Here is a 20,014-nt window from a genome sequence, read left to right as displayed (position 1 = left end):
CAGTTCGCCGTTTGGCAGCTTGGACGAGAAATTGCTTTTAGCCCACTTGTATTTGTTACCTTCAGTTACTCCATGTAGGCGTAACTGCCAACCGTTCGCTCTACCTTCTTTATCAAAGATGACGCAAGCGTAACCAGTATCTTTAGTGGCGAACTGCCAGCCGCCGTTTACTTTCTTAATTCCTGGTAGGTTGTCTGGTAAGTCAAAGTAATAGGTTTTGTAAGGCTCGATGGTAAAGAACAGACCGTTCTCTATCATTTCATCGGTCAGTCCTCTAGCTTTGAGAGACTGGCGATCGCGTTTGCTCAAACCTACTTTACGAGCTATTTTCCTAATTGCCTTATCTCTACCATCGGCATCTAAGGCGTGTTCGCGTAAAAAGGCGGCTTTATCGCGCTCCTGAGCTTCTCTTAGCTCTTTATTCTGCTCGTACTGTTCGCGATCGAACTCCGTACTGTTATCTGGAATGTGAACGCCCCAAACGCCATTACCCGAAGGTCTAATGTATTTGTAGCCAGCTAAACCAGAATTGCTGTTTATATAACTGTGACAGAGAATTAAATCGCCCTGTGTCGTTCGGCAGTCGCCGCTAATGTCTTTACATAGTGGGCAGGGGTTGCGATGGCTTGTAGGATAAAATCTCGTATTATCTCTTAATCTCATGCTGCCACCTCCTGCATTTTGGAGGTACAGCTATGTCTAAAAGCAATCTCTAGCTGCGGCGATCGCCCTCTGCTCACTAGCTTTGCCAATCGCAAATTTAAATTGCATAAATTTATGCTATTATGGTAACAATTACCATTATTCATCTAACTCTCCTCAAATTAGTGTTGGAGAGTCTCCTGCTGCTTTATGGTAATTTCGAGCTAGTAAAAGTTGGCAATTTTTGGCGATCGCCAGAGCTTTCATCTAGTAGATTTTTCCGCTATCCTTAAGAGTAAGTAATTTAATAATTATGTTGGTTTTGGTTTTCCAACTTGTTTAGAAGGTGACTGGTAATCGCCTTCATAACTCTTTAAGTGGGAAAAACTTCGAGAGCAGACAAGAGACTCTAGAAGGATCTCTTAAAACAAAGCAAGTAGAAAACTAAAACATTTTCTTCTTTGACTATTCCCGAATATTGTTTGACCTACTAGTTTTGCAGATATACTCTACAAAACTAGATTGCGATTATTGTAATTTCTCGACCGTTTTTGGTAAAGACCATTTTTGGTAAAGATATTGCATACAATGCGATCGCTTGCTGTTTTACAGTCTAACGAAAAAAAATAGTAATCTTGTACTTAATTTAGTGCAAACTACTAATGGCTTTGTTTAATCGCAGTATTTAATGATGCGCTAGGAAATGCGATCGCTAGATAATAATTGACAGCTACTTGACGTTAAAAGAAATGGTATTAAAGGTAAAGTGTTATTTCTTCCAGGACAGTCCAGGACGAAAAAAACGACTATTAACCAAGTTTCATTATCCCAACTGCCTTGTGAGAAGATAGGCGATCGCTCATCATAATAAAAATAATTTGCCCCAGAAAAGTGGGGCAGTAGTGGGCGAAAACGTTCGCGATCGCCGATACCCCTCTAACCGAGGAGCAACTAAATAAGTACACCAACAAGGAATTACAGCTAATTGCCGACAGCCTCGAAGTCGAGATTGCAGGCAACAAGAAACGAGACAAGATAGAGGCACTTTTGGCGCGGGGAGTTAGTATCGGCGAGAGCGAAAAAGCGGTCAAACTGAAGAATTAACACCTAATAGGCGTTAGACTAAGCCAGGTTGTCACCAGCCCTACTTAGTCTAACGCCTACCTACTTATTGTTTTCGTTTAATTAGGAGTAACCAGCTCTACTAATTTACTGTCACCGTGTATTTCTCGGATCGCCTGGCACAATCTATTTTTCCAGGTTGAGGGGATTTTAGAATACCATTCTAAAAATTCGCGGTTGTTTTTGGCTGAATTGCAGGTGCGACACATTATTAGCATGTTTTGGGGCGCGTTTGCCAAACCTAAATACTTTGATTTTGGTTGCAGATGGTCGATAGTGGCGGTCGATTCTTGCAAAGATTCGCGACAGAGAGGGCATTTGTAATCAAGTTTTTCTAGCTGCTCCTTGATAACTCTCAAGCCGCCATTTGCCTCCAAACGCCATTTGTTATATCCTTCGGTTACTTTTTCGGTATATTCGATTTTATACAGAAGCTTGGTCTTGTAGTTAAGCAACTTGAAATCTTTTTCTAGTTGCTCGATATCAGCAATTAGTTCTTTTATACTCTCTTTCATATGTTCTTCTCTAGTTTATCTAGCTTAGATTTAATAGAACTAAAAAAGTCTCCTAAAGCGTCAATATTCGACATTAAATCTTGAAAATTATGCGCTTCTGTAAATTTAAAACCAAATTTTTTGTCTATCTCTTTGTCGGTTATTTCTTGATAAAAATCATTGATACTTTTTAAAGTATTAAATATTAATGTCCAGCTTTGTTTACGACGCAAATCTCTACCTTTAACCAAATCCGCTCTTTCTTTTTTTAGTTGCTTAGTAGATTTGGTTTGACTTAGTTGGTATACTTGTTCCTTAATTTCTTTGATTTTCATTCCTTCAGCCTCCAATTATATTTTTTTTACTTGAGACGAGTGTATTTTTAACAACTTTTCTACTATCAAGATGATTTCGCTACGAGAAAGCATATCTTTGACTAGTTGCTGGTGAAAATCATTAAGAACCAAGTTAAATTTAGCAGCATAAGCATTGAATTCTTCCTTTAATTGAGAAATCTGCGTACTCAAATTGTTACTCTTTTCTCGTTCAGCTTCTAGCTCTTCACTTCGAGCAGTTAACTCTATTTCTGCTGCTTTGCGCTGTCTTCCGTAGGAGCGATTGTTATTGGCAAGCCAGTTGTTTTTAGCAACGATTGCCCTAGCAAAAGCCAGTACGGTTTCGTTATTTTCTAGTAAGCTAAGTAATTCTTCGGCTTGTTTTTTAGTCAGAGTATCGGTGATATTTTTATTGATGCCGTAACTCTGTTTCAGGACATCGGTTATGTCTGGTGTTTTTGTTTCTTTAGCCATAATTTACTTATGTAATTACTTATCACTGATATCTCTAGTTAATCAAGCTACTTAGTTGCTACCGATCGCTCGAATTTTACTCTCAATAATTAGTAATCACAAACGATCAAAGCACATATTTATGCTTCGATCCTAAATTATGCAAAATAAAACAATGTATTAAAAGTTTAAAGAAATTGATTCGTTGTATGAATTTTGAATAAAATTAGTTGTCAGACCCAAATTAATTGAAGTCGAAGCGAAATAAGTAAGCGACAATTTATGTAAAAAGTAACAAGTGTTAGCTCTTGTTTTTTTTTTCTTGTTCTTTTTCTTTTTGGTATCGCCTAAAAATAAATTGGGGTCGCTGATGCGAGCGAGAAAATCTTGGGAATTGCCGTTTTGGATTTTGGGTCGCTCTTTTTTGTCTTTCATAAGTTTAAAAGGATATTCTAATTAGTCTAAAGAATTGGGATTTTTAGATACTTTGTCAGCAATCTCACCGTATTTTCCATAAAGTTTTTTAAGTCGGCGGGTAGCTTCAAAATCGCTTAGTTTGTATACTTTTTCTTGAGCGAGCCGTTCGCGGTCGGTAGCAATTGAAAAATCGTTATTTTCTCCATTCTTAATATTTTTTGGATTTTTTCTTCCATTGCCATCTTTGACTTTTTGGCGATCGCTTGAATTATCGGTCTTTTCGGTGTCGTTCACGGCTATCCTCGTTCTTTTATTTAATTTGTTTTAATCAGAACATGACTTTATAAGTATTTTGACTCAATGCCAAATTGTTAGACTTTCAAAATCACTTGGAAATCCCATTTGGCTCAAGTCAATTCTATGTTTGTTAGTCAACGCTAAAAACTCATTTTTCCAATTATTACTTGGATTTATTAAATATAATAAATAGATTAAAATTACAAGTGTATTGTATATTTTACGTCTTTGATTCGGATTGAGACTTTTGACAACAATAGCGGGTCGTTTGTTAGGTAATTTTGGAATAATTGTAAATTCACAATTCCACAATCTATTATGATGAGCGCATTTGTTTCTGACTACTGTTAGATGATGCAGAATCGAGCCAAAATTTTTTTCATCCATGTCATATTCGCGGGCTACTACATTTCTATCCGAACGAAACTTTAGCATTTCAAACCAGTATGAAAGTTGACCGAAAGTCATAATTTCAACTAATGCCCATAGTGGTGGTAAAGTTTCCTCATAGGTATTGGTTAAATGCAATATAAAGCTTTCGTGGCTTTTGGACACGCTCTTTTTGAGGCTGGCTATCGCGTTTTGATGTTTTTTATAATTACTGAAAAGATTACTGTTTAGATGGGCGTGCGCTCCATGTTTTTCGCACAAATAATATGCCCATTTTGCCCGCACCGAAACTTCAATTTGTTCGATAGCATCTAAAATTAGCAAACGTAGTTGGCGATCGAATATGTAAAGGTTGAGAACATCTTCAAAAAAAGTGTTGGGACGAAATTCATTTATCGTAGGACTTTGCTTAAAGGGATACCAATAACCCGACAATCGATAGTAATTTAGATGTCCTAAATAATATTTTGCTCGTTCGCGATCCGAAACAATTAAGCCACGCTTCTCTAGTAATGCTAGTTGTTGTTCTATAGTGAGATGAGGTTTATTAAACTTCATCAAAAGCTTATGCAAAAGAGTAACCCCCCTGGGTGCGCTTCAGTGCTAGGCGTGGGGGGTGTTGTTACAATCATTGTCCCATTTTTTTTTATATTGTCAAGACTTTATACCAGAAACCAGAGATAAAGAATAGCAGTTGTCTGTAACTCCGAGCGAGGGGCGATGGCACTATCAAGCAGATTATTGGGGTTGAGAGCGAACCTGATGAAGCGGTAAGAGAACTAAAACAGCTATTTACACACTGACCGCTTTTTTAGACATTATTTCGGTCACTCCAGGCTGACTTTGCGCTACTAGTAGGACATAGATACATATTTGCGTCTTGATAAATCGACTTTAAAAAATCTTTAGCCATATCGTCGTCATCGATATAGCTAGTTGTCCATTTGTCTAATGCTACGTGCTGATTGATAGTTTTCGCACCACAGTACAATTTACCAGAGGCTAAGACAAAATTATCTAGCTCTGGCTTTGCACCTAAGTTAAATGAGGATATTTCAAGTTCGACAGGAGCTTGACTATGTACAGCCGATACAAAAGAGCTTAAGTGTTCGTAGGAATAAAATGGCCAGTTAATAACTGCAAAAAACACTCCGACTGAAGACATCAGCAGTATTGAAAAAAATAATGTTAGAGACAATCCATAAACTACTATGTCTTTGACGGCTTTGAGAAAACTTTTCATAACAGGGCTTCGGTTTATCTTTTCATAGTTATAATGCCCAAAACCGAGAGCGTAATTAATAACTGCTTGTGGCGATCGCTTACCATCATAAAAATAGAAGATTTCTGTTACTAAACGCAACCTAAGCGATCGAGATCGTTTTCTTTACTAGCTTATCAGGCAAATATGGTAGGCGAATAACTAACTAAAAATCGCTTGTGAAGTACAGATATTTACTTTTCCTAATACCTATTTTTTTATTGAATGTTTTAGAAGTTAATGCCCAACTATCCGATGATTACTACGATCGAGCCTGTAGCTCTCGCGGTTTAAACGAGGAGGATTGTAATTGGTGGAAACAAAGACAACGAGAATACTTAATCGACAAATCAAACAGTGCTGGGCAACAAAAAAAAGTCTATAAAATGCGTTTGAGAGATGCGGCTATAGGTAATGCAAATCAAAACAGTATTTTTTCACCAGGCGATCGCGATCGCGAAGAATGGATAGTTGTTACTGTTATAAACAACCAAACATTTAAAGTACGCCACGCCACGAACATAGAAAACAAATTTTGGGGATTTCGTAAATGGTTCGATCATCCCGCAATAGCCATCAGAGTTTGTGCTTTCGACCAATTCGATCTCAATGACTGCCAAACCGCGCAGGGAGATACAGCGTTGATACCAGAAGGTAAAACTATTCACGATATACAGATTGATTTCAAATATTCAGAGGGAGGTGCAATCTACACTCGTTCCGTTCAAGTTTCTCCAGACGCAAAAGCCGAGTAGTTAATGAAAGCGATCGCATCGTTAATAATTAATTTGCTACTTTTATAACCTTTAGTCTAGATGATATTTTAAAACTATCTTCTGGCTAATTAAATTGTGACAAATAAACAGACTTTTCAAGGTTAAATTAAAAATCAATAAACTGACTACTGCCAGCATCAGGTGATATGTGCAGATATCTTTCGGTAGTAGTTACACTAGCGTGTCCAAGACTTTGTTGTAACAACCTTAAATTACAACCAGCTTCTAAACTATGACTGGCGTGGGAGTGCCGCAACCAATGACTTGAAGCTCTCTCGTCAATATTCGCTCGCTTACACGCTCTTTTTATCATCCGATGCACCACAGACCGCTCCATCTTGTTATCGTTGCGACTAACAAAGACATATTGATTAACGCGGTTGTATTTCTCGAACTCTTTTAGCTGCTGCCATAGCTTATCTGGTATTAAAACAACTCTAGTTTTACTTCCCTTCCCAAAAACGGTAGCCTTACCGCCTTGCCCATGCTTCCTCAAATCGTTCCAGGTTAGATTAATAACTTCCGACACCCGCAACCCACAGCCGTACATCAAACTCAGCATCAGGCGATCGCGTTCGTTCTTCACTCCATACTTAATCAAACCTCTGACATCATTAATCTCTAAAATCCGCTCGGCGATCGTTTCTTTAGCCTTGGGTGTTTTGAGGAAGCTGCCGATGTTATTAGTCAAGTAGCCCGTCTTGGCGCAGAAGCTAAACAGCGACTTAATTACTAGGACTTTATTGGCAATCGTGGTAGGTTTAAATCGGAGCTTCAAGCCGTCGAGCCACTGCTGTAAATCTTCTAACATCACCTCCGCTAACGGTTTATTACCGATAAATTCCAAAAATTTCTCGACGGTGGAGCGATAGCTAACGCTTGTCGTCTCCGATTTATCCCGCAACCAAATTAAAATTATCTGGCGATCGCTGGTTGCATTAGTAATTTTGTTCTGGGTCTTCATCAGTACATAAGTATCGAAAAATGTACATCAATATTGTTAATTTTGTTGCACTTTATTATCCATCAAAATTGGCATAAATAATCTTGACCTTTTATTCTCAAATTGAGAATATAGAAGTATAGCTAGACCGAGTTTATCGATGTGCGCGTCATTAGTCGAAAGATTCTCCGAGATTATTGTCAATCTCATGCCGATGCCTGTGATGCCCTTTACGACTGGTACAGAGTAGCTAGTAAAGCTAAATGGCAGAATTTAACCGAAGTCCAGGCTACTTATAAAACAGCCGAAGCCGTTGGTAACTTTACCGTCTTTAACATCAAAGGCAATCGCTATCGGTTAATTGTCGATATTATTTACGAGCAGCAAAGAATCTATATCAAGTACGTTCTAACTCACGCCGAATACGACAAGGACAGGTGGAAAAATGACCCTTACTATTAATCCTTCAGACTACGCCCAGTTACTAGCTAAATATCAACCCAAAGTCATCGAAACCGAAGCGGAGAACGAGCGCGCTATTGAATTAGCTCAAGAGTTAGAACACAAAGCCAATCGTACTCCAGAAGAAGATGCGATCCTCGAACTATTGATTACTTTAATTGAGAAATTTGAGGAAGAAAATTATCCGATTCCTGAAGGTACACCTCATTCTATGCTGCTGCATCTAATGGAATCCAACGATATCAAACAGGAAAACTTAGTTGGTGTCATCGGTTCGAGAGGGGTTGTTTCGGAAGTAGTTAATGGTAAACGCAGTATTAGCAAAGCTCAGGCAAAAGCTTTAGCTGAATTTTTTTCAGTTGATGCAGGATTGTTTATTTAGAATGGCGATCGCTCGTAATTTTTCTTGAAGAATTTAGTTAGTTCAGTTGTAGGACTCATCAATTACATTAAACTTACGATTGTCAGAAAAAATCTTTGCAATTAGCTAATCTTTAGAGAAAATAGATTGTCATGACTCAAGAAAAATCTTTTATTGGCGGTGCGGTGGATGATGTAGAGTCAGCTTTTACCAAGGGGATTGGAGGAACTCTGTTTGATATTGCTAAGAAAGTAGGTGGTAGTACTTTTCAGGTTCTTAGTGACAAACGTAAAGCTAACCAGGCTTCCAAACAGTATGCAGAGCGCTACCAAAAACGCTATGGTTTGCTCAGGCTGCTGGGAATGCCTCAAGGGGTAGCTCTAGAATCGATTTATACGCCAGTTCGCGTGTTGAATAAATTGAGTATTCGTAACTTTGAAACCCTTCCCGACTTGGAAGAAAGCTATCGCAATAGCCAACTGCGTCGCTTACAAAGAGGAGAATGTCGCAACGAAGACGGTCTGACCGTCGCCCAGCATCATCAATATCTAATGGTTTTGGGCAATCCTGGAGCGGGAAAGTCTACTTTCTTGAGACGCTTGGGGCTAGAGGCTTTTAAAGAAGAAGCGGGAAAATTTCAAGATAAACTAATTCCCGTGCTGTTGGAGTTAAAACAGTTCGATACAGAAAATGACAATTTAATTGCGGCGATCGCCGAAGAGTTTAAACATTTTGGTTTTCCTCCATCGCCAGAATTTGCTACAAAAGCTTTAGAAGCAGGTAAATTATTGGTGTTACTGGATGGCTTAGATGAAGTTCCCAACGAGTTTACCAACTCGGTGATGAATGCGATTGACAATCTGGTTACTTCCTACGAGACAAACCGTTTTGTTGCTTCCTGTCGCATTGCGGCATATCGCAGTAATTTCCAACACGATTTTAAAGTCATCGAGCTAGCCGACTTTGACGACGAACAAATTCGGCAGTTTATTACTAATTGGTTTAGCACCGAACTCGACAAACAGTCTCAAACCGCAGAAAAATGCTGGGAGACTCTCAACCACGAAAGCAATAAGGCAGCTAAAGAATTAGCCCAAACTCCCTTATTGTTGACTTTTCTCTGCTTAGTCTACAATCGCAAACAAAGCTTTCCCCCTACTCGCAGCCGACTTTACAACAAGGCATTGGATATATTACTTGAAGAATGGGCAGCAGAGAAACGGATTCAACAAGAACCGATCCATGAAGGATTGCATACCGATTTAGAAAAGGTGATGCTGGCAGAAATCGCTCATGAGGGTTTTAAAGAAGATCAATTGTTTTCTTGACTACACTAATTGGTCAAATGAATATCAAATTTATGATGTTAACTATGAAGAGCTAATAGATTTATTAGAAAAACTCCAAAAGCAAATACCCGACAGGAAAGAAGGAACAAAAGTCCAACGAACTTTTGCCCAACAAAGCGTTAATACCTGGCTCGATGCTTTCCATTTCAAACCAGAAATGGTCGATCTATCCAAGCAAGAATTAGAAACATTAAATAATTATTTTTATGCCAATCTATTAATGGTGGAATGTAAAAAGGCAGCCGTAAAAGTCTCTAGTAAAACTTGGTCGGAAATTGAATCGCGAATGCTCATGCCTTTTAGAGAAGCTACTTGATACTAACTCAATTCGCACCTTCAGACTTACCACCGATGCGACTACTTTGAAGAAACTTTTCTCGGTCTACCGCCTTTTTTACCATTAGCTCTCGATGCTGCCCGTTTCTTTTCCGATGTAGACTGACCGCCTTTGGCTGCTATCTGTTGCATCCAGACGTTGCTACCAAATATGCCTAACAACAATCCCTGAATACTTAAATCGATGTCTGGCTCATCCCATCGCAATCCTTTACCCGATGGTGTTAATTCGACGGTAGCTAATGTTTCTGCTGGCAGTGCAGCGATCGCTTCTACCGATTCAATTAAAAAAGAGAAGGTAGCACCATTATTGAAGTAAATAATAATCTTACCATCGTCGAATATTACCCTATTAGCTCTCGGTTCTACTGCATCAATTTCTGCGCTTCGGGCGATCGCTGCGTCGATCTGAGCCTCTATCTGCTGGTCGCTTAACTGTGCCATTGTCTCTATGCTCCGTGTATTTGATTCCACGCTTCGATTAGCGTCTGTTGGTTGTCGGCTACTATTCTTATTGCTTTAGCTACTTCCTTTCGCTTCAGGTTATAAAACTCACGTAGTTCGGGTAGCCCACCTGCACCAACAAGATTGATAACGCATTCACCGTCACCTTTAAATACATGAACATGACGAGGTAGATGATCGTTTGACCAGATCCTCACAACATACCCATCAATCCTCAGTACAGTAGCCATTACTATATTTTAAACCTAACTGCTTAGGATTGTATATTATGTCTGTCTGGTGAGAGTCGCGATCGCTGTTCATTACAGCGATCGCGATAACTAAAAAATCAATCTTCTTCGTCAATTAATTTCTCTAGCTTGGTTAACAATGCCTCTAACACTTTTTTTATTTAATGACATTTGATTAAATTCTTTCCTTCAGAAAAGTTCTAATAGCTCTTTCGATAATTTTAGTCTTCATTTGATCGGGCAGCTCTTTATAAAAGTTATAGGTATTTTCTTCCAAGCGAATTGATGTCTGCTTCTTTTTACCTTTTTGTTCCAATTCTGTTAGCTCCATACCCTCTTTATAAGCTTTTATTGCCGCTCGGATAAGATCGGTTACAGAAGTATAAGTAAAATCGCTTGTTGCGTGCATAGCTTCGACCTTGTTTTGCATTGTAGTGTATAGAAGTGTATTGCATTGAATAGTAATAGGGTAAGAGTAAGATTTTGTTTTTTCGTTTGGCGGTTGTTCTACTACTTTTTGACTTCGGGTTGATTTCTGTTTCTCTTTAGCTTTTATATCCATTACTTTAAGCCCAAAATTTTATCAATTTCAGTTAACAATAATTTTGTTTCCTGTCTAGTATTGCGATCTAACTTTCCTTCAAAAAAGTTAGTTGCACTGCCGTTAAGTAACGGAGGATAAACTGCCTTTCGCTCGACCAAACCAGGCAAAATTATTCCGTTCCCTTCTTCGGCTACAATTTTTCGAGCTTCTTCCACTCCTGCTGCTTGTTCCTTAGTTTTAGATAGCATGTTGGGGACAAACGCTACTTTCTCCTGAAGAGTCGCCTTGACGGACAAAAACCAACCAATCACTACTTCTAAGTCCGCTATATGTGGCTTGAATGGAACGATAATTAGATCGGCATTCCTGATGTATTTAATTAAGCTAGATCCGCTCGTCCCTGCCGTATCGACAATGGTTATATTTGCTTGGCTGCTGCTAATTTGTCTTCCCATCTCCGAACATTTGTCTATCCAGGTTTGAGTAGTCTGATTGGGATCTGCATCAACCACTTTTATTTGCCTTCCACAGTAGAGCATCCACTCTGACAGCAACGCTGTAAGTGAACTCTTTCCTACCCCTCCTTTGTCTCCTGATATTGCTATTAACGTATTGCTCATGTTGTAAAGTAATGTATTGAAGTTAAAAGTACAAAAGTTAATTACACCGACATTTTTAGCATTGATTTCGACTACAAACAAAAGTAAATTGAGTTTAATTGTATTGAAATGTAAAGTAATGTACTGTAAAATCTGTTAGCTAAACCTTGCAGCGCTCGCTTCAGTCATGAATCCTTTATTCGCTGCAAACGTTTAGCAGTTTTTAACCGCAGCTACATAACTTAAAAGTTTGAGGATTTTTGTTAGGTTGAAAAAGTACACCTAAGTTGAGGTGTAGCAGAGATCTGAGGCAAGTTAGCAAACAAGCGCGCTAACTTGTTTTCTTTTTAGCTAAATTAAATGGTGTTTCAAATAATCTAGTCTTAATCAGGGCAATAATTTTGGGTCGTTGCATCTAAAAGCAACAAATAAAATTTAGTTTAAAATTGACTTCAATGCAAGAAGACTTAAAGCTACAGTATGTAGACAACTCAAACCGAATTAGTTCTAAGTATTACGCTTCAATCAAGCTAGCTGAAAAACTCAAACTAGATAAAGACGTTCAATTTAAAGTATTTGTTACACCTAAATACCCCGATAAACCTAGTTGGTGTACTGAAGTAATGGTAACAGAAGCCTTTGCAGTTCACTGTGGCATACAGTCACCTCCAGAAGCCAAGGGAAAGGAATCTTACGAAAGCGTTTTATGCCGTAAAACTAAACGTTTTACAGTGTATAGTCACGGGGTAGAATTCGAACTGCTTGCTATTCAGGATACTACTCTAAAAGCCATTCTTTACTTTGTTAAACACTGGGCTAGTAGTGACGCTAAAGTAAAGACAAATCGGGCATGGTATAGATTAGATGGTGCTAGAACAAATAACCGTCATGGTCATCATGCTGCCTATAACGTTTATTTTATGTATTGCCAACAAGCCAACGCCGTAAAAATCGGTATAGCTAGAGATTTAGCTAAAAGATTAGTTAGCTTACAGATTGGCAATCCCTATCTCATCACTCCTCTGGCTTATATTGAATGTCCCAATCAATCTAGTGCAATCGAGCTAGAGCAGCAACTACACCTTAAATTTAAAGAGCTGAGTATAAGAGGAGAATGGTTTGAGTTTGAAGGAGAACTCAAGTCTTATTTAAAGCCTCAATAATTCCGATTTACTTCATCAAAATACAGTCGTATCTGGCGGATAAATTGCCTAAAGCGTCCGTGCGCGCAGCGAGGTTTTGAGTTATCTGTTCTTGGCGAGCGCCCGTACCAAGCGCGATCGCTTTAATTGTTAGAGGTTAAATTTACATTGAGTAGCGCGATCGCTCCTGACACTGCTTTAGTAATTAATTCTGACTGTGCTGTATTGCGCCACAGGGAGGATATTCTGCTTTCACTAATCCCCCAAACAACGAGCATTCGTAAAAAACTTGAGAGATCCTGGTAGGTATAGCGTAAGGACAACTGCCGCAGTTAGTTGTAGTGATAATCGCTTTAAGTTCGGCTGTTTTGGTATCTGTAGCTTGAATTAACTTCATGTTAGAATTTCCTCGTCTTTAATGACGCAATAAGGCGGTACTGCTTTGGTCGGTGGAACCGCCTTTTTGCTTGTCTATATTTGTATTATAAAATGTTGTTTAACAAATGACAAACAAACGTTTAACAAAATAACTTTTGTATAACAGAAATTAAACAAATTGTTTTACAATGTTGTTATACCTAGTTTTTACGTTTGTTAAACAATGAAACCGAAAGCAGTAGGATTAAGAATTTCTCAGGAGCTATGGGAGAAAATATCTTGGTATGGACGAGATAAGTTCCCAAAAGAAAACAGTGAAAGTCAAGAGTTTGATATTACCGCTACTTTAATCGAGTTAATTAATAAGGGATTGGGAAATGACAACACCGAATCTTTTAAACCACAAGATGTAGAACAAATTGTCGAACATAAGTTTAACGAGCGGTTTAACAATTTGTTGAACGATGATGATTTTATTAAAGCGATCGCGTCAAAGTCGCTAGCCTAGAAGCGACTAGGCAAGAACAACAAACATCGCTAACCAATATCAATAATGACAACACAGAGTCAGCAGCGATCGCACCAGGAAAAAACTCTCAGACACAAACCGATAATACAGAAAGTGATAGTAACGTAACTAAGGGTAAAACGAACGACACTACCGCTTTGCCCAGCACAATCATGCCTGAGAACAAATCTTTAGAAACTAACCCCTCCGAAATAGAGCCACAAGCCACTGAAACACAATTAAACGATGAATCTATCTTGCAAAGTATAAAAGCCGATAGAGCGCAAAATAAGCCCGATTTTGAAGATAAAATGCTTTATGGTAAATATAATTTTGCGATCGCTGCTGATAAAGCTGAAGAAATATTTAGCGGAGAGGCAATAAAAAGAGCCGTAGCACGAGGATTGACGATAAAAGATTCGCAAACAAAACAACCTCAAGTTCCGTTGCCTAAAGAAGCTTTTAGGAAAAGAGTAAGTAATACCAACAAAAAAGGTAAAGACTGCTATGGCATCAGAAAATCCATTAAAGATGATGTTTACATCGATACTTGGATTGACAAAAATAATTAGACGGCAACTGACACCTAAAAACTAATTCCCGTTCTGGCTTAAATCTACGACGGCGATCGCCCAAAGGACAGATAAGATTGGCGATCGCGTTTTCGAGAGAGTATACAGAATTTGGGGGAAGCGAGCCAACTTTCATATCTGCAATCGCAACTAATAATTATGTACTATTCTGGCGTTTGCACCTTTTAGCTTGTCGAACTACTAGAGCCAGATTAAACTATCGTTACATGCCTTACGGTTGACGTTATGACTATTTCTTTAAAAGATTGGCTTTTATTAATCGAGCATTATGGCAGCGTAGCCGCAGCAGCGCGATCGCAAAACATTACCAGGCAGAGCTTAAGCGAAAAATTTAATAAATTACCCGATGACAATCCTTTAAAAATAGAGTATCAGAAGCTTGCAAAATCTAAAGGTGGTAGACCTAAAAAATATCCCGACAAAAAGACAGGTGATCGTATCCGCCAACGGCGTTACAGATTAAGAAAGCGTAAAGCTCAATAAAATTTTCGTAAAATACCTGCTAGTTACCGTAACAAAAGTTATATTGTATATAGCCGATGGGGTTTGCCTCTTAAAGCGTTGGCAAGCTCTCCAGCCATCGCCCCAGCGCAACCTGGAAGCTCTACCCCTAACGGGATGAGGAGGGAGATACGACAGTACGCTCGAAGTGAAGCCTGTAGTATTTGATGACGAGAGCAATCGAACATCAACGAGATGCGACAGGGTTTTTAACCCGCCACGCACAACCGCTACTCTTTTCAGGAGGTTTTTCTCATGTTCGCTATTTATTTACAAACCATTCAAACTCTCGGCTATCCCCAAGAATTTAACGCTACCGACGATCTTTGGGATTGCGGGATCGATGAACTCGCAGGATTTATCGCTCAAACCGACAGCGAGAGCGATATGCTCGGCTTTTTTGCTAAATGCGATCGCCTCGATTGGGAATTAATTCAACTATTTTCTAATAACAATATTTAACTTGATTACCGCTACAGATTATGGAAAACACTATATTTACTATTATTTTATATTTACTGCCCGTATTCTTCTTTTACTGCCCAATAATTAAAGGAATCAAAGCAGCTTGCGATCGCCGCCAACGCCTCAACTCGATTCCATTTGCCACTAAAAAAGAGTTGCTCGCTTTAGCTCAAGAATACGGTATCCAAGGCGTAAATAGGCTGAAGAAATACGATCTGCAAAACGTATTGATAGCCAAGCTTTGTTAGCTACCGAGACAGTTAGCACAGACGGGCGATCGCTCTTACTTCTCTTGCGGTACGGTTTCCACCTTCCAGGTTAATTTCAAGGGTGATGCGGCGAACCATTTTGTAGCTCCTTGGTTTCTAATTCTTTAATGGTGGGCGTGACAATAATTCGTTTAGATTTATAGTTTCCAACTCATCTAAAGCTTGCTTTAACTGTTTAAGCTCTTGCCTCGACCGCTTTCGGGCTTCAATAAATTCTCGCGATCTAAATCCATGTTTTACGGCATTAAGCGACGATACTTGTTTACCCTGTGGTGTATTAGGACCCGTGCTATATCTCCAGGGGTTCAGGCACAAACACCTCTGTCTCTGCGCTTGGCGCGATTTTTCCGTCCAGCGTGGCATTTTTTGATTCTCCTAAAGATAGTTGATTTAATTGATTCTTGACAAAAGTAGTACGTTTAGGGTGCTTGATATCGGCTAGAACCTTCAGCGTTTTGCGAGATTGTTCGAGCGATCGCAAGCCCAGACCGAGTAGCTTAGGTGCTAAATCGGGGGCGCACTGCATTATGCGCGCATCCATTATTAGGACATACCCTTTGGTGGTAAACTGCTCCCCTAAAGCCGAAAGTAGTTGAGCCTGCGCCCAAAGCATCATCTCTACGTCTTGCAAGTTGCTCTGCTTGATTTGTTGCAACCCCGCTTTTAACTCGGCGGCTATTTCCTCGGCTTTCGAGGAGCCATCGAAGATCAATTCCATGCTCTTGGCAGTGCGAGAGATCGTGTCGGCTACCTTGGATTTTTTTTTCATGATTGTTCAGTTTGTTTGTCGCTATACCGACGAAAGTTTTTGATTTTTTGCTATTTCAATTATTCCCATGATGATTTTTCAATAGTTTCAGGCAGCAATTTACATTGCTGCCTGTTAACCCGTCCCGATTCGTCCCGCTTGTTTTTTGACCGTTGGCTTACCGCAGAGCGAAACTGGTGTTTTAAAAGCAACTATGTTTGTCGTTTGGGAGAGGATAGCCGCGATCGCTTATCGTTACTGACAAGCGATCGCCTTACTACTCCAGCTAAAAAAATCGCAGCTAAAGAAACATCTACTGCGGCAACCTATACCCTCTAAAATGAGCCATAAGCAACTGAAAAACAAATTAACGCTACCTTTACCCTCAATCGCAATCTAAAGCCAATACGGGCAAAATAAAGCCGCTTTAGCGATCGCGGCTGCGGAACATTTTTAAGTAGCAATAAAAATAATCGCCAATTGCTCTTGGCTACCAAAATTGAATTTAAAATTTTTCTCCTCAGTAGTTATTTATTAATGTTCTTTTTATATATAAGATAGCTTTGAGCATTTTACTCACACCGCTTTGAGCAATTTACTCAAAGCGCAAATTAAGCGGTTTTAAGATTGGCATTGTTGCCAAACAGCGGGCGATCGCCTGATTGCCACTTAAGTAAATGTTTTTTCATTTCCGTTTTTTCATAAAAGTTGCTAATTCTTCGGTTAAAGTTGGCAAATTCAACCTCCTAAAATACAGATTATCGGAGCTTTCCGACGTAGCAATGATAAAACGCTGTCTTAAAAAATCTGTATTTTTAAACTGTCGCCTTAAAACAAACCAACAGTTATCGGGTTTTCTAAGGTAATGAAGCTCACACCCAACATAGAATAAATTTTCGTTTACAAACCCCCTGTCTTGGCAATCAATCTCTTCATCTTCAGTAAAAAAAAACACAAACGCTCCCTTTTCTTTAGTACGTCGAATCAAATCAGCAAGTTCCATAACCTTTTTAGGGATTTTGCCGAAATTTGGCTCTAGTTTCTTTCTTCTTTTCGCTTCGCCCATAAGTACCTCCGTAATTATTTTTTTGAAACGCGATCGCGTCAAACTTAGTGTCAGTAGCAATTGCCACCAAACCAAAATTGTTGGTTATGCCGACGCTTTACGCTGTTGATTCTCGATCGCCCATCTCTGTATTTGTCGCCGCTTACTTAACGACAATTGTTTAGCGGCACGATTTAGCCTTTTGCTGGTAAACTCTGGTATCGTCTGAAGCTCGGCTAGTGCTTTAGCATCCTCTAACATCGACAGCATCCAGGTGAGATCGGCGATCGATTCGGGACTATCCAAAGTGGTTTGTAATTGGTTTGTAATGTGCATGTTGATAGGTAAATTAGCTAATGTTCGATCGCTGGTTGAGAGGTTGCAGATGGCACTATTATTTATATAATTTTGATGGTAATCTGCAACCACATCTAAACTATGTATAGCAGTAGTTTGAGCGATTTCTTGACCGCGATTTTTAAACTGAGTATTTTGAGAGAAATTTTGCTCTCCTACTACCCACTCAAGCGGCTCTTTTTTGCTCTGAATTTTCTGAGCGTACTTCAACTTAATGGCTTTAAAAATGGCTAGCCTCTCCTGAGTAAAAAGATGTTCGCGGTCGATAAAATAAATCGAACCTACCTTGCCCTCTTGCTTAACTTTTCGCGATCGCACACTTATTCCAACAGAGCGCAGTAATCTATTAACAAACTTAATCGGGTCTTTGCCAGGCATTCCCAACACATCTTTGTTTTTGCGCCGTCGGCATTTGTTTATGATTGCTATTACTTCTGGCGAGTTAGCTTGAAAGGTGAAGTCGGGGTCGGCGATCGCTTTCTGGTAAAAATTGTGTATGCCGACATCTCTTAGTGCCTTGACTTTGAGATAATTCTGTCGGAGCTTCCAGGGTGCGGCAATCTTACCTCGATTAAATATGCTGTTATATTTTAAAAGCGATAATTGTTTGGCAAGGTCGGGATTGTCTAGCAGATAGTAAAGCTCGGTCTGCTTGATTAGGTTTGGCTTATCGTACTTCACCAGCTTGATAAACTCAGGACTCCAGACGGGATCTCGATTGATATCGGGAAGCTGTGAGACTAAGATCGCTTTCGTTACCGCGCAGCGAGTTTCCCAACTACTATCAAAGTTAAGTTTGACTTGCTCTTGACCGATATAGCGATCGCTGGCGGTGTAAATATCGTTAGCGTTTTGCTGTTTGACTTCGGTTTTAGCCTCTTTTTCCTGAAGTGCGATCGCTTTTCTGTTATCTAACGATTTTAAGGTTACAGCTTCGACGGGATAACCATTGTCTGTTAGCTGTCGCTCCAGACATTCTCGGTAGTTGCTAAATTCGTGGTTGCGAATTGCAGTACAGGTATCGGCTGCGGTCGTGTAGGGGTCGAGGTTAGAAGAATGTATCTCTTGGATTTGAGAGATTATCTGTTCTTTAGAAAGGTTGACTCCATCTTCAATTACTAAGTGCAACTCCGCCATCAGCGATCGCGCTCTATCTGCTTGAATGCTCTCAAGATTAGAAGGACGGCGTTTGACTTCTTCGGACAGAATAAACCTTTTACACCAAACGTACTTAGGCACGTTAATATCGCGAATCCGCCCTAACATCTGAATACAGCTATCTATATCTAATCGCCCAAAGAAAAATGCAAAATGCTCGGTAAAATAACTCTTAGTTGGAATATCTAAACCCGATTCGGCACTAGGCGAATAAATAACGTATTCTGGTTTATTCTCTTTAATCCAGCGATCGGGATTTTTGAAAAAATCTTTAACTTGCTTGTCGGAAACAGTCTTAGAATCTACTCTAATACCGCGTCTTCCTTGTTTAACTAATAAATTCTCGATCGCTTCACAGAATGCCTGAGAGTCGCTACAAATAGCAGGGCAAACGCTATTATTTAAAAGTTTCTCTAGCCAAGGCGTATTGTCATTAGCTCTTAGCTTTTCGTCAAGATCGATTGTCCCTTGAAGTAAATAGATTTGAGCTTTGTCGCCCTGGTAGATATTTTCGATGGTGACTATCTGTTTGGGGGGACATAGTTCTTTAAAGAATTTAACCGCCCAATCTTGCACAAACCCATCGAGACAAATTAAGCGATCGCAGCGTCTAACCATTTCGGTAAACAAATCTTTTACTCGTTCAAAATCTCTAATAGTTTTAGAAAACAATAGATGCTTGAGTACCGAAACAATCTCATCAATTACTATTATTTTGCCGTCAAACTGTTCTGGTTTGTAGTAAGGCAAACTATCGACACAGTTAGATACGTTAATTGTCGGATCGGCTAAATTAAAACTTTCAAGGTCTTTATCATTTTGCAGATGATAGAAGCCGAGTTTTTTAGCTTTTTCATTAAATTGTAGTAATAAAGTATTACGATATCCTAAACTAATAATTCCTTTCTCTTCTAGCTGTTTTAAGAGCTTAATTAACAGCGTAGTTTTACCTGTTCCCAATCCCGACTTGATAAAGGTAATAGTATTTTTCTGAGGTAAACCAAATTCGACAAATTGCTTCTCGATCTTTATCTGTGGCGTGAATTTTTTGTAGGTTTTCCAACCGTCCCATTGCTTTTTCACCCACTGTTTTTTCTTGGCTAAAGCGAAAAATTGTTCTGGGTTTAAATATTCAGCTTGAGAAAAAGTTTGCGAATCAATTTCATCAATATCCTGGTGTTCGCGTTTGCTAACTTGTCCCCACCACAAAAAGTAAATTGGTAGCTCGAACGGTTCTAGATGTTCTACCAATCGTCGCCAACGGAGCATTACCTGAGTGTTAATAACATCACCAGCATCGGGAACTATGGCAAACTTATCGTGACCTTTTACTATTTCGGCTAGCTGTTCGGGGCTACCTCTAAAGTGACCGCC

The 20,014-nt window shown here is 39.3% G+C and carries 30 protein-coding genes and 1 pseudogene; 13 read left to right on the top strand and 18 right to left on the bottom strand.

The features are described from left to right. Window positions 1-663 (bottom strand): annotated as a pseudogene (locus KV40_RS31260) (hypothetical protein); the annotation flags it as partial. Between the two features lie 122 nt (window positions 664-785). On the opposite strand from KV40_RS31260, the gene KV40_RS35515 reads away from it, so the two are divergent. Beyond that, window positions 786-935 (top strand): hypothetical protein, encoded by a 150-nt coding sequence (locus KV40_RS35515; protein ID WP_156114283.1) that lies wholly within the window; start codon window positions 786-788, stop codon window positions 933-935. An 888-nt stretch (window positions 936-1,823) separates the two neighbouring features. Here the strand turns inward: KV40_RS35515 and KV40_RS31255 are convergent. From KV40_RS31255 to KV40_RS31225, 6 genes are all read right to left on the bottom strand, one after another. Next, on the bottom strand, window positions 1,824-2,279 hold the full coding sequence (locus tag KV40_RS31255; RefSeq protein WP_036489643.1) for an HNH endonuclease: 456 nt from the start codon (window positions 2,277-2,279) through the stop codon (window positions 1,824-1,826). Next, window positions 2,276-2,593 carry a hypothetical protein gene (locus tag KV40_RS32865; RefSeq protein WP_052056138.1) on the bottom strand — a complete coding sequence of 106 codons (318 nt, stop codon included), beginning with the start codon at window positions 2,591-2,593 and terminating at the stop codon, window positions 2,276-2,278. Before KV40_RS32865 ends, KV40_RS31255 begins: the two co-directional genes overlap by 4 nt. Window positions 2,594-2,608: 15 nt before the next feature. Then, window positions 2,609-3,067 carry a hypothetical protein gene (locus tag KV40_RS31245; RefSeq protein WP_036489641.1) on the bottom strand — a complete coding sequence of 153 codons (459 nt, stop codon included), beginning with the start codon at window positions 3,065-3,067 and terminating at the stop codon, window positions 2,609-2,611. Window positions 3,068-3,502: 435 nt separating this feature from the next. Then, entirely contained in the window at window positions 3,503-3,757 is a 255-nt protein-coding gene (locus KV40_RS31235) for a hypothetical protein (RefSeq protein ID WP_036489637.1), read from the bottom strand. A 63-nt stretch (window positions 3,758-3,820) separates the two neighbouring features. Continuing rightward, on the bottom strand, window positions 3,821-4,708 hold the full coding sequence (locus KV40_RS31230; RefSeq protein ID WP_036489636.1) for an Abi family protein: 888 nt from the start codon (window positions 4,706-4,708) through the stop codon (window positions 3,821-3,823). Window positions 4,709-4,961: 253 nt separating this feature from the next. Continuing rightward, a complete protein-coding gene (locus KV40_RS31225) occupies window positions 4,962-5,513 on the bottom strand; it encodes a hypothetical protein (RefSeq protein ID WP_156114282.1) in 552 nt (183 codons plus the stop codon). 119 nt (window positions 5,514-5,632) lie between these two features. Between KV40_RS31225 and KV40_RS31220 the strand changes: the two genes are divergently transcribed. Beyond that, window positions 5,633-6,166: a hypothetical protein gene (locus KV40_RS31220; protein WP_036489631.1), complete on the top strand. Its 534-nt coding sequence runs from the start codon at window positions 5,633-5,635 to the stop codon at window positions 6,164-6,166. Between the two features lie 127 nt (window positions 6,167-6,293). Here KV40_RS31220 and KV40_RS31215 read toward each other — a convergent pair whose 3' ends face one another. Further along, window positions 6,294-7,151 carry a tyrosine-type recombinase/integrase gene (locus tag KV40_RS31215; protein WP_036489628.1) on the bottom strand — a complete coding sequence of 286 codons (858 nt, stop codon included), beginning with the start codon at window positions 7,149-7,151 and terminating at the stop codon, window positions 6,294-6,296. Between the two features lie 141 nt (window positions 7,152-7,292). On the opposite strand from KV40_RS31215, the gene KV40_RS31210 reads away from it, so the two are divergent. The 4 genes from KV40_RS31210 (at window position 7,293) to KV40_RS31195 (ending at window position 9,618) form a co-directional block, all read left to right on the top strand. Continuing rightward, window positions 7,293-7,592 carry a type II toxin-antitoxin system HigB family toxin gene (locus KV40_RS31210; RefSeq protein WP_036489626.1) on the top strand — a complete coding sequence of 100 codons (300 nt, stop codon included), beginning with the start codon at window positions 7,293-7,295 and terminating at the stop codon, window positions 7,590-7,592. After that, entirely contained in the window at window positions 7,576-7,974 is a 399-nt protein-coding gene (locus tag KV40_RS31205) for a type II toxin-antitoxin system HigA family antitoxin (RefSeq protein WP_036489624.1), read from the top strand. Before KV40_RS31210 ends, KV40_RS31205 begins: the two co-directional genes overlap by 17 nt. Before the next feature lie 131 nt (window positions 7,975-8,105). After that, window positions 8,106-9,281 (top strand): NACHT domain-containing NTPase, encoded by a 1,176-nt coding sequence (locus tag KV40_RS31200; protein WP_052056137.1) that lies wholly within the window; start codon window positions 8,106-8,108, stop codon window positions 9,279-9,281. Next, entirely contained in the window at window positions 9,247-9,618 is a 372-nt protein-coding gene (locus tag KV40_RS31195; protein WP_036489622.1) for a hypothetical protein, read from the top strand. The genes KV40_RS31200 and KV40_RS31195 overlap by 35 nt, the downstream gene beginning before the upstream one ends. 41 nt (window positions 9,619-9,659) lie before the next feature. Here KV40_RS31195 and KV40_RS31190 read toward each other — a convergent pair whose 3' ends face one another. The 5 genes from KV40_RS31190 to KV40_RS31175 are packed head-to-tail and all read right to left on the bottom strand — an operon-like array spanning window position 9,660 to window position 11,497. Beyond that, window positions 9,660-10,082 (bottom strand): DUF2442 domain-containing protein, encoded by a 423-nt coding sequence (locus KV40_RS31190; RefSeq protein WP_036489619.1) that lies wholly within the window; start codon window positions 10,080-10,082, stop codon window positions 9,660-9,662. A gap of 5 nt (window positions 10,083-10,087) precedes the next feature. Beyond that, window positions 10,088-10,300, bottom strand: a complete 213-nt coding sequence (locus KV40_RS31185) for a DUF4160 domain-containing protein (RefSeq protein ID WP_216595778.1) — start codon at window positions 10,298-10,300, stop codon at window positions 10,088-10,090. Between the two features lie 10 nt (window positions 10,301-10,310). Next, entirely contained in the window at window positions 10,311-10,448 is a 138-nt protein-coding gene (locus KV40_RS35510) for a hypothetical protein (protein ID WP_156114281.1), read from the bottom strand. Between the two features lie 60 nt (window positions 10,449-10,508). Next, window positions 10,509-10,895, bottom strand: coding sequence for a hypothetical protein (locus KV40_RS31180; RefSeq protein ID WP_036489613.1), 387 nt, complete (start codon window positions 10,893-10,895; stop codon window positions 10,509-10,511). Next, window positions 10,895-11,497: a ParA family protein gene (locus tag KV40_RS31175; protein ID WP_156114280.1), complete on the bottom strand. Its 603-nt coding sequence runs from the start codon at window positions 11,495-11,497 to the stop codon at window positions 10,895-10,897. Before KV40_RS31175 ends, KV40_RS31180 begins: the two co-directional genes overlap by 1 nt. Window positions 11,498-11,931: 434 nt before the next feature. Between KV40_RS31175 and KV40_RS32860 the strand changes: the two genes are divergently transcribed. Next, window positions 11,932-12,639, top strand: coding sequence for a GIY-YIG nuclease family protein (locus tag KV40_RS32860; RefSeq protein WP_052056136.1), 708 nt, complete (start codon window positions 11,932-11,934; stop codon window positions 12,637-12,639). A 184-nt stretch (window positions 12,640-12,823) separates the two neighbouring features. On the opposite strand, the gene KV40_RS31165 is transcribed toward KV40_RS32860, so the two are convergent. Further along, the gene (locus KV40_RS31165; RefSeq protein WP_036489609.1) at window positions 12,824-13,015 is read right to left on the bottom strand and encodes a hypothetical protein; all 192 of its coding nucleotides are present in this window, start codon (window positions 13,013-13,015) and stop codon (window positions 12,824-12,826) included. A 204-nt stretch (window positions 13,016-13,219) separates the two neighbouring features. On the opposite strand from KV40_RS31165, the gene KV40_RS31160 reads away from it, so the two are divergent. The 3 genes from KV40_RS31160 to KV40_RS31150 all read left to right on the top strand — a co-directional run bounded on the left by KV40_RS31160 (window position 13,220) and on the right by KV40_RS31150 (window position 14,580). Beyond that, on the top strand, window positions 13,220-13,504 hold the full coding sequence (locus KV40_RS31160) for a hypothetical protein (protein WP_036489607.1): 285 nt from the start codon (window positions 13,220-13,222) through the stop codon (window positions 13,502-13,504). A 173-nt stretch (window positions 13,505-13,677) separates the two neighbouring features. Beyond that, the gene (locus KV40_RS31155; RefSeq protein WP_036489605.1) at window positions 13,678-14,076 is read left to right on the top strand and encodes a hypothetical protein; all 399 of its coding nucleotides are present in this window, start codon (window positions 13,678-13,680) and stop codon (window positions 14,074-14,076) included. 246 nt (window positions 14,077-14,322) lie between these two features. Further along, window positions 14,323-14,580: a hypothetical protein gene (locus KV40_RS31150; protein WP_036489602.1), complete on the top strand. Its 258-nt coding sequence runs from the start codon at window positions 14,323-14,325 to the stop codon at window positions 14,578-14,580. A gap of 38 nt (window positions 14,581-14,618) precedes the next feature. Here the strand turns inward: KV40_RS31150 and KV40_RS35505 are convergent, their stop codons facing one another. Then, window positions 14,619-14,786, bottom strand: coding sequence for a hypothetical protein (locus KV40_RS35505; RefSeq protein WP_156114278.1), 168 nt, complete (start codon window positions 14,784-14,786; stop codon window positions 14,619-14,621). A 67-nt stretch (window positions 14,787-14,853) separates the two neighbouring features. On the opposite strand from KV40_RS35505, the gene KV40_RS31145 reads away from it, so the two are divergent. After that, entirely contained in the window at window positions 14,854-15,060 is a 207-nt protein-coding gene (locus KV40_RS31145) for a hypothetical protein (RefSeq protein WP_036489599.1), read from the top strand. Between the two features lie 20 nt (window positions 15,061-15,080). Beyond that, entirely contained in the window at window positions 15,081-15,311 is a 231-nt protein-coding gene (locus KV40_RS31140; RefSeq protein ID WP_036489597.1) for a Rho termination factor N-terminal domain-containing protein, read from the top strand. A gap of 310 nt (window positions 15,312-15,621) precedes the next feature. Here the strand turns inward: KV40_RS31140 and KV40_RS31135 are convergent, their stop codons facing one another. Beyond that, on the bottom strand, window positions 15,622-16,050 hold the full coding sequence (locus KV40_RS31135; RefSeq protein WP_156114277.1) for a hypothetical protein: 429 nt from the start codon (window positions 16,048-16,050) through the stop codon (window positions 15,622-15,624). 90 nt (window positions 16,051-16,140) lie between these two features. Here KV40_RS31135 and KV40_RS35500 point away from each other — a divergent pair, with 90 nt between their 5' ends. Beyond that, window positions 16,141-16,419 carry a hypothetical protein gene (locus tag KV40_RS35500; protein WP_036489523.1) on the top strand — a complete coding sequence of 93 codons (279 nt, stop codon included), beginning with the start codon at window positions 16,141-16,143 and terminating at the stop codon, window positions 16,417-16,419. A gap of 346 nt (window positions 16,420-16,765) precedes the next feature. Here the strand turns inward: KV40_RS35500 and KV40_RS31125 are convergent, their stop codons facing one another. Together KV40_RS31125 and KV40_RS31120 are read right to left on the bottom strand one after the other, a co-directional pair. Then, entirely contained in the window at window positions 16,766-17,146 is a 381-nt protein-coding gene (locus KV40_RS31125; protein WP_036489589.1) for a hypothetical protein, read from the bottom strand. Window positions 17,147-17,230: 84 nt separating this feature from the next. After that, window positions 17,231-20,014 (bottom strand): plasmid replication protein, CyRepA1 family (locus tag KV40_RS31120; RefSeq protein WP_036489586.1); only part of this gene is annotated, 2,784 nt, incomplete at its 5' end.

It is taken from the genome of Myxosarcina sp. GI1 (genome assembly GCF_000756305.1).
Classification (GTDB): Bacteria; Cyanobacteriota; Cyanobacteriia; order Cyanobacteriales; family Xenococcaceae; genus Myxosarcina.
The sequence above is the reverse complement of the archived record's forward strand: the minus strand, read 5'-3'. Positions and strand labels throughout refer to the sequence as shown.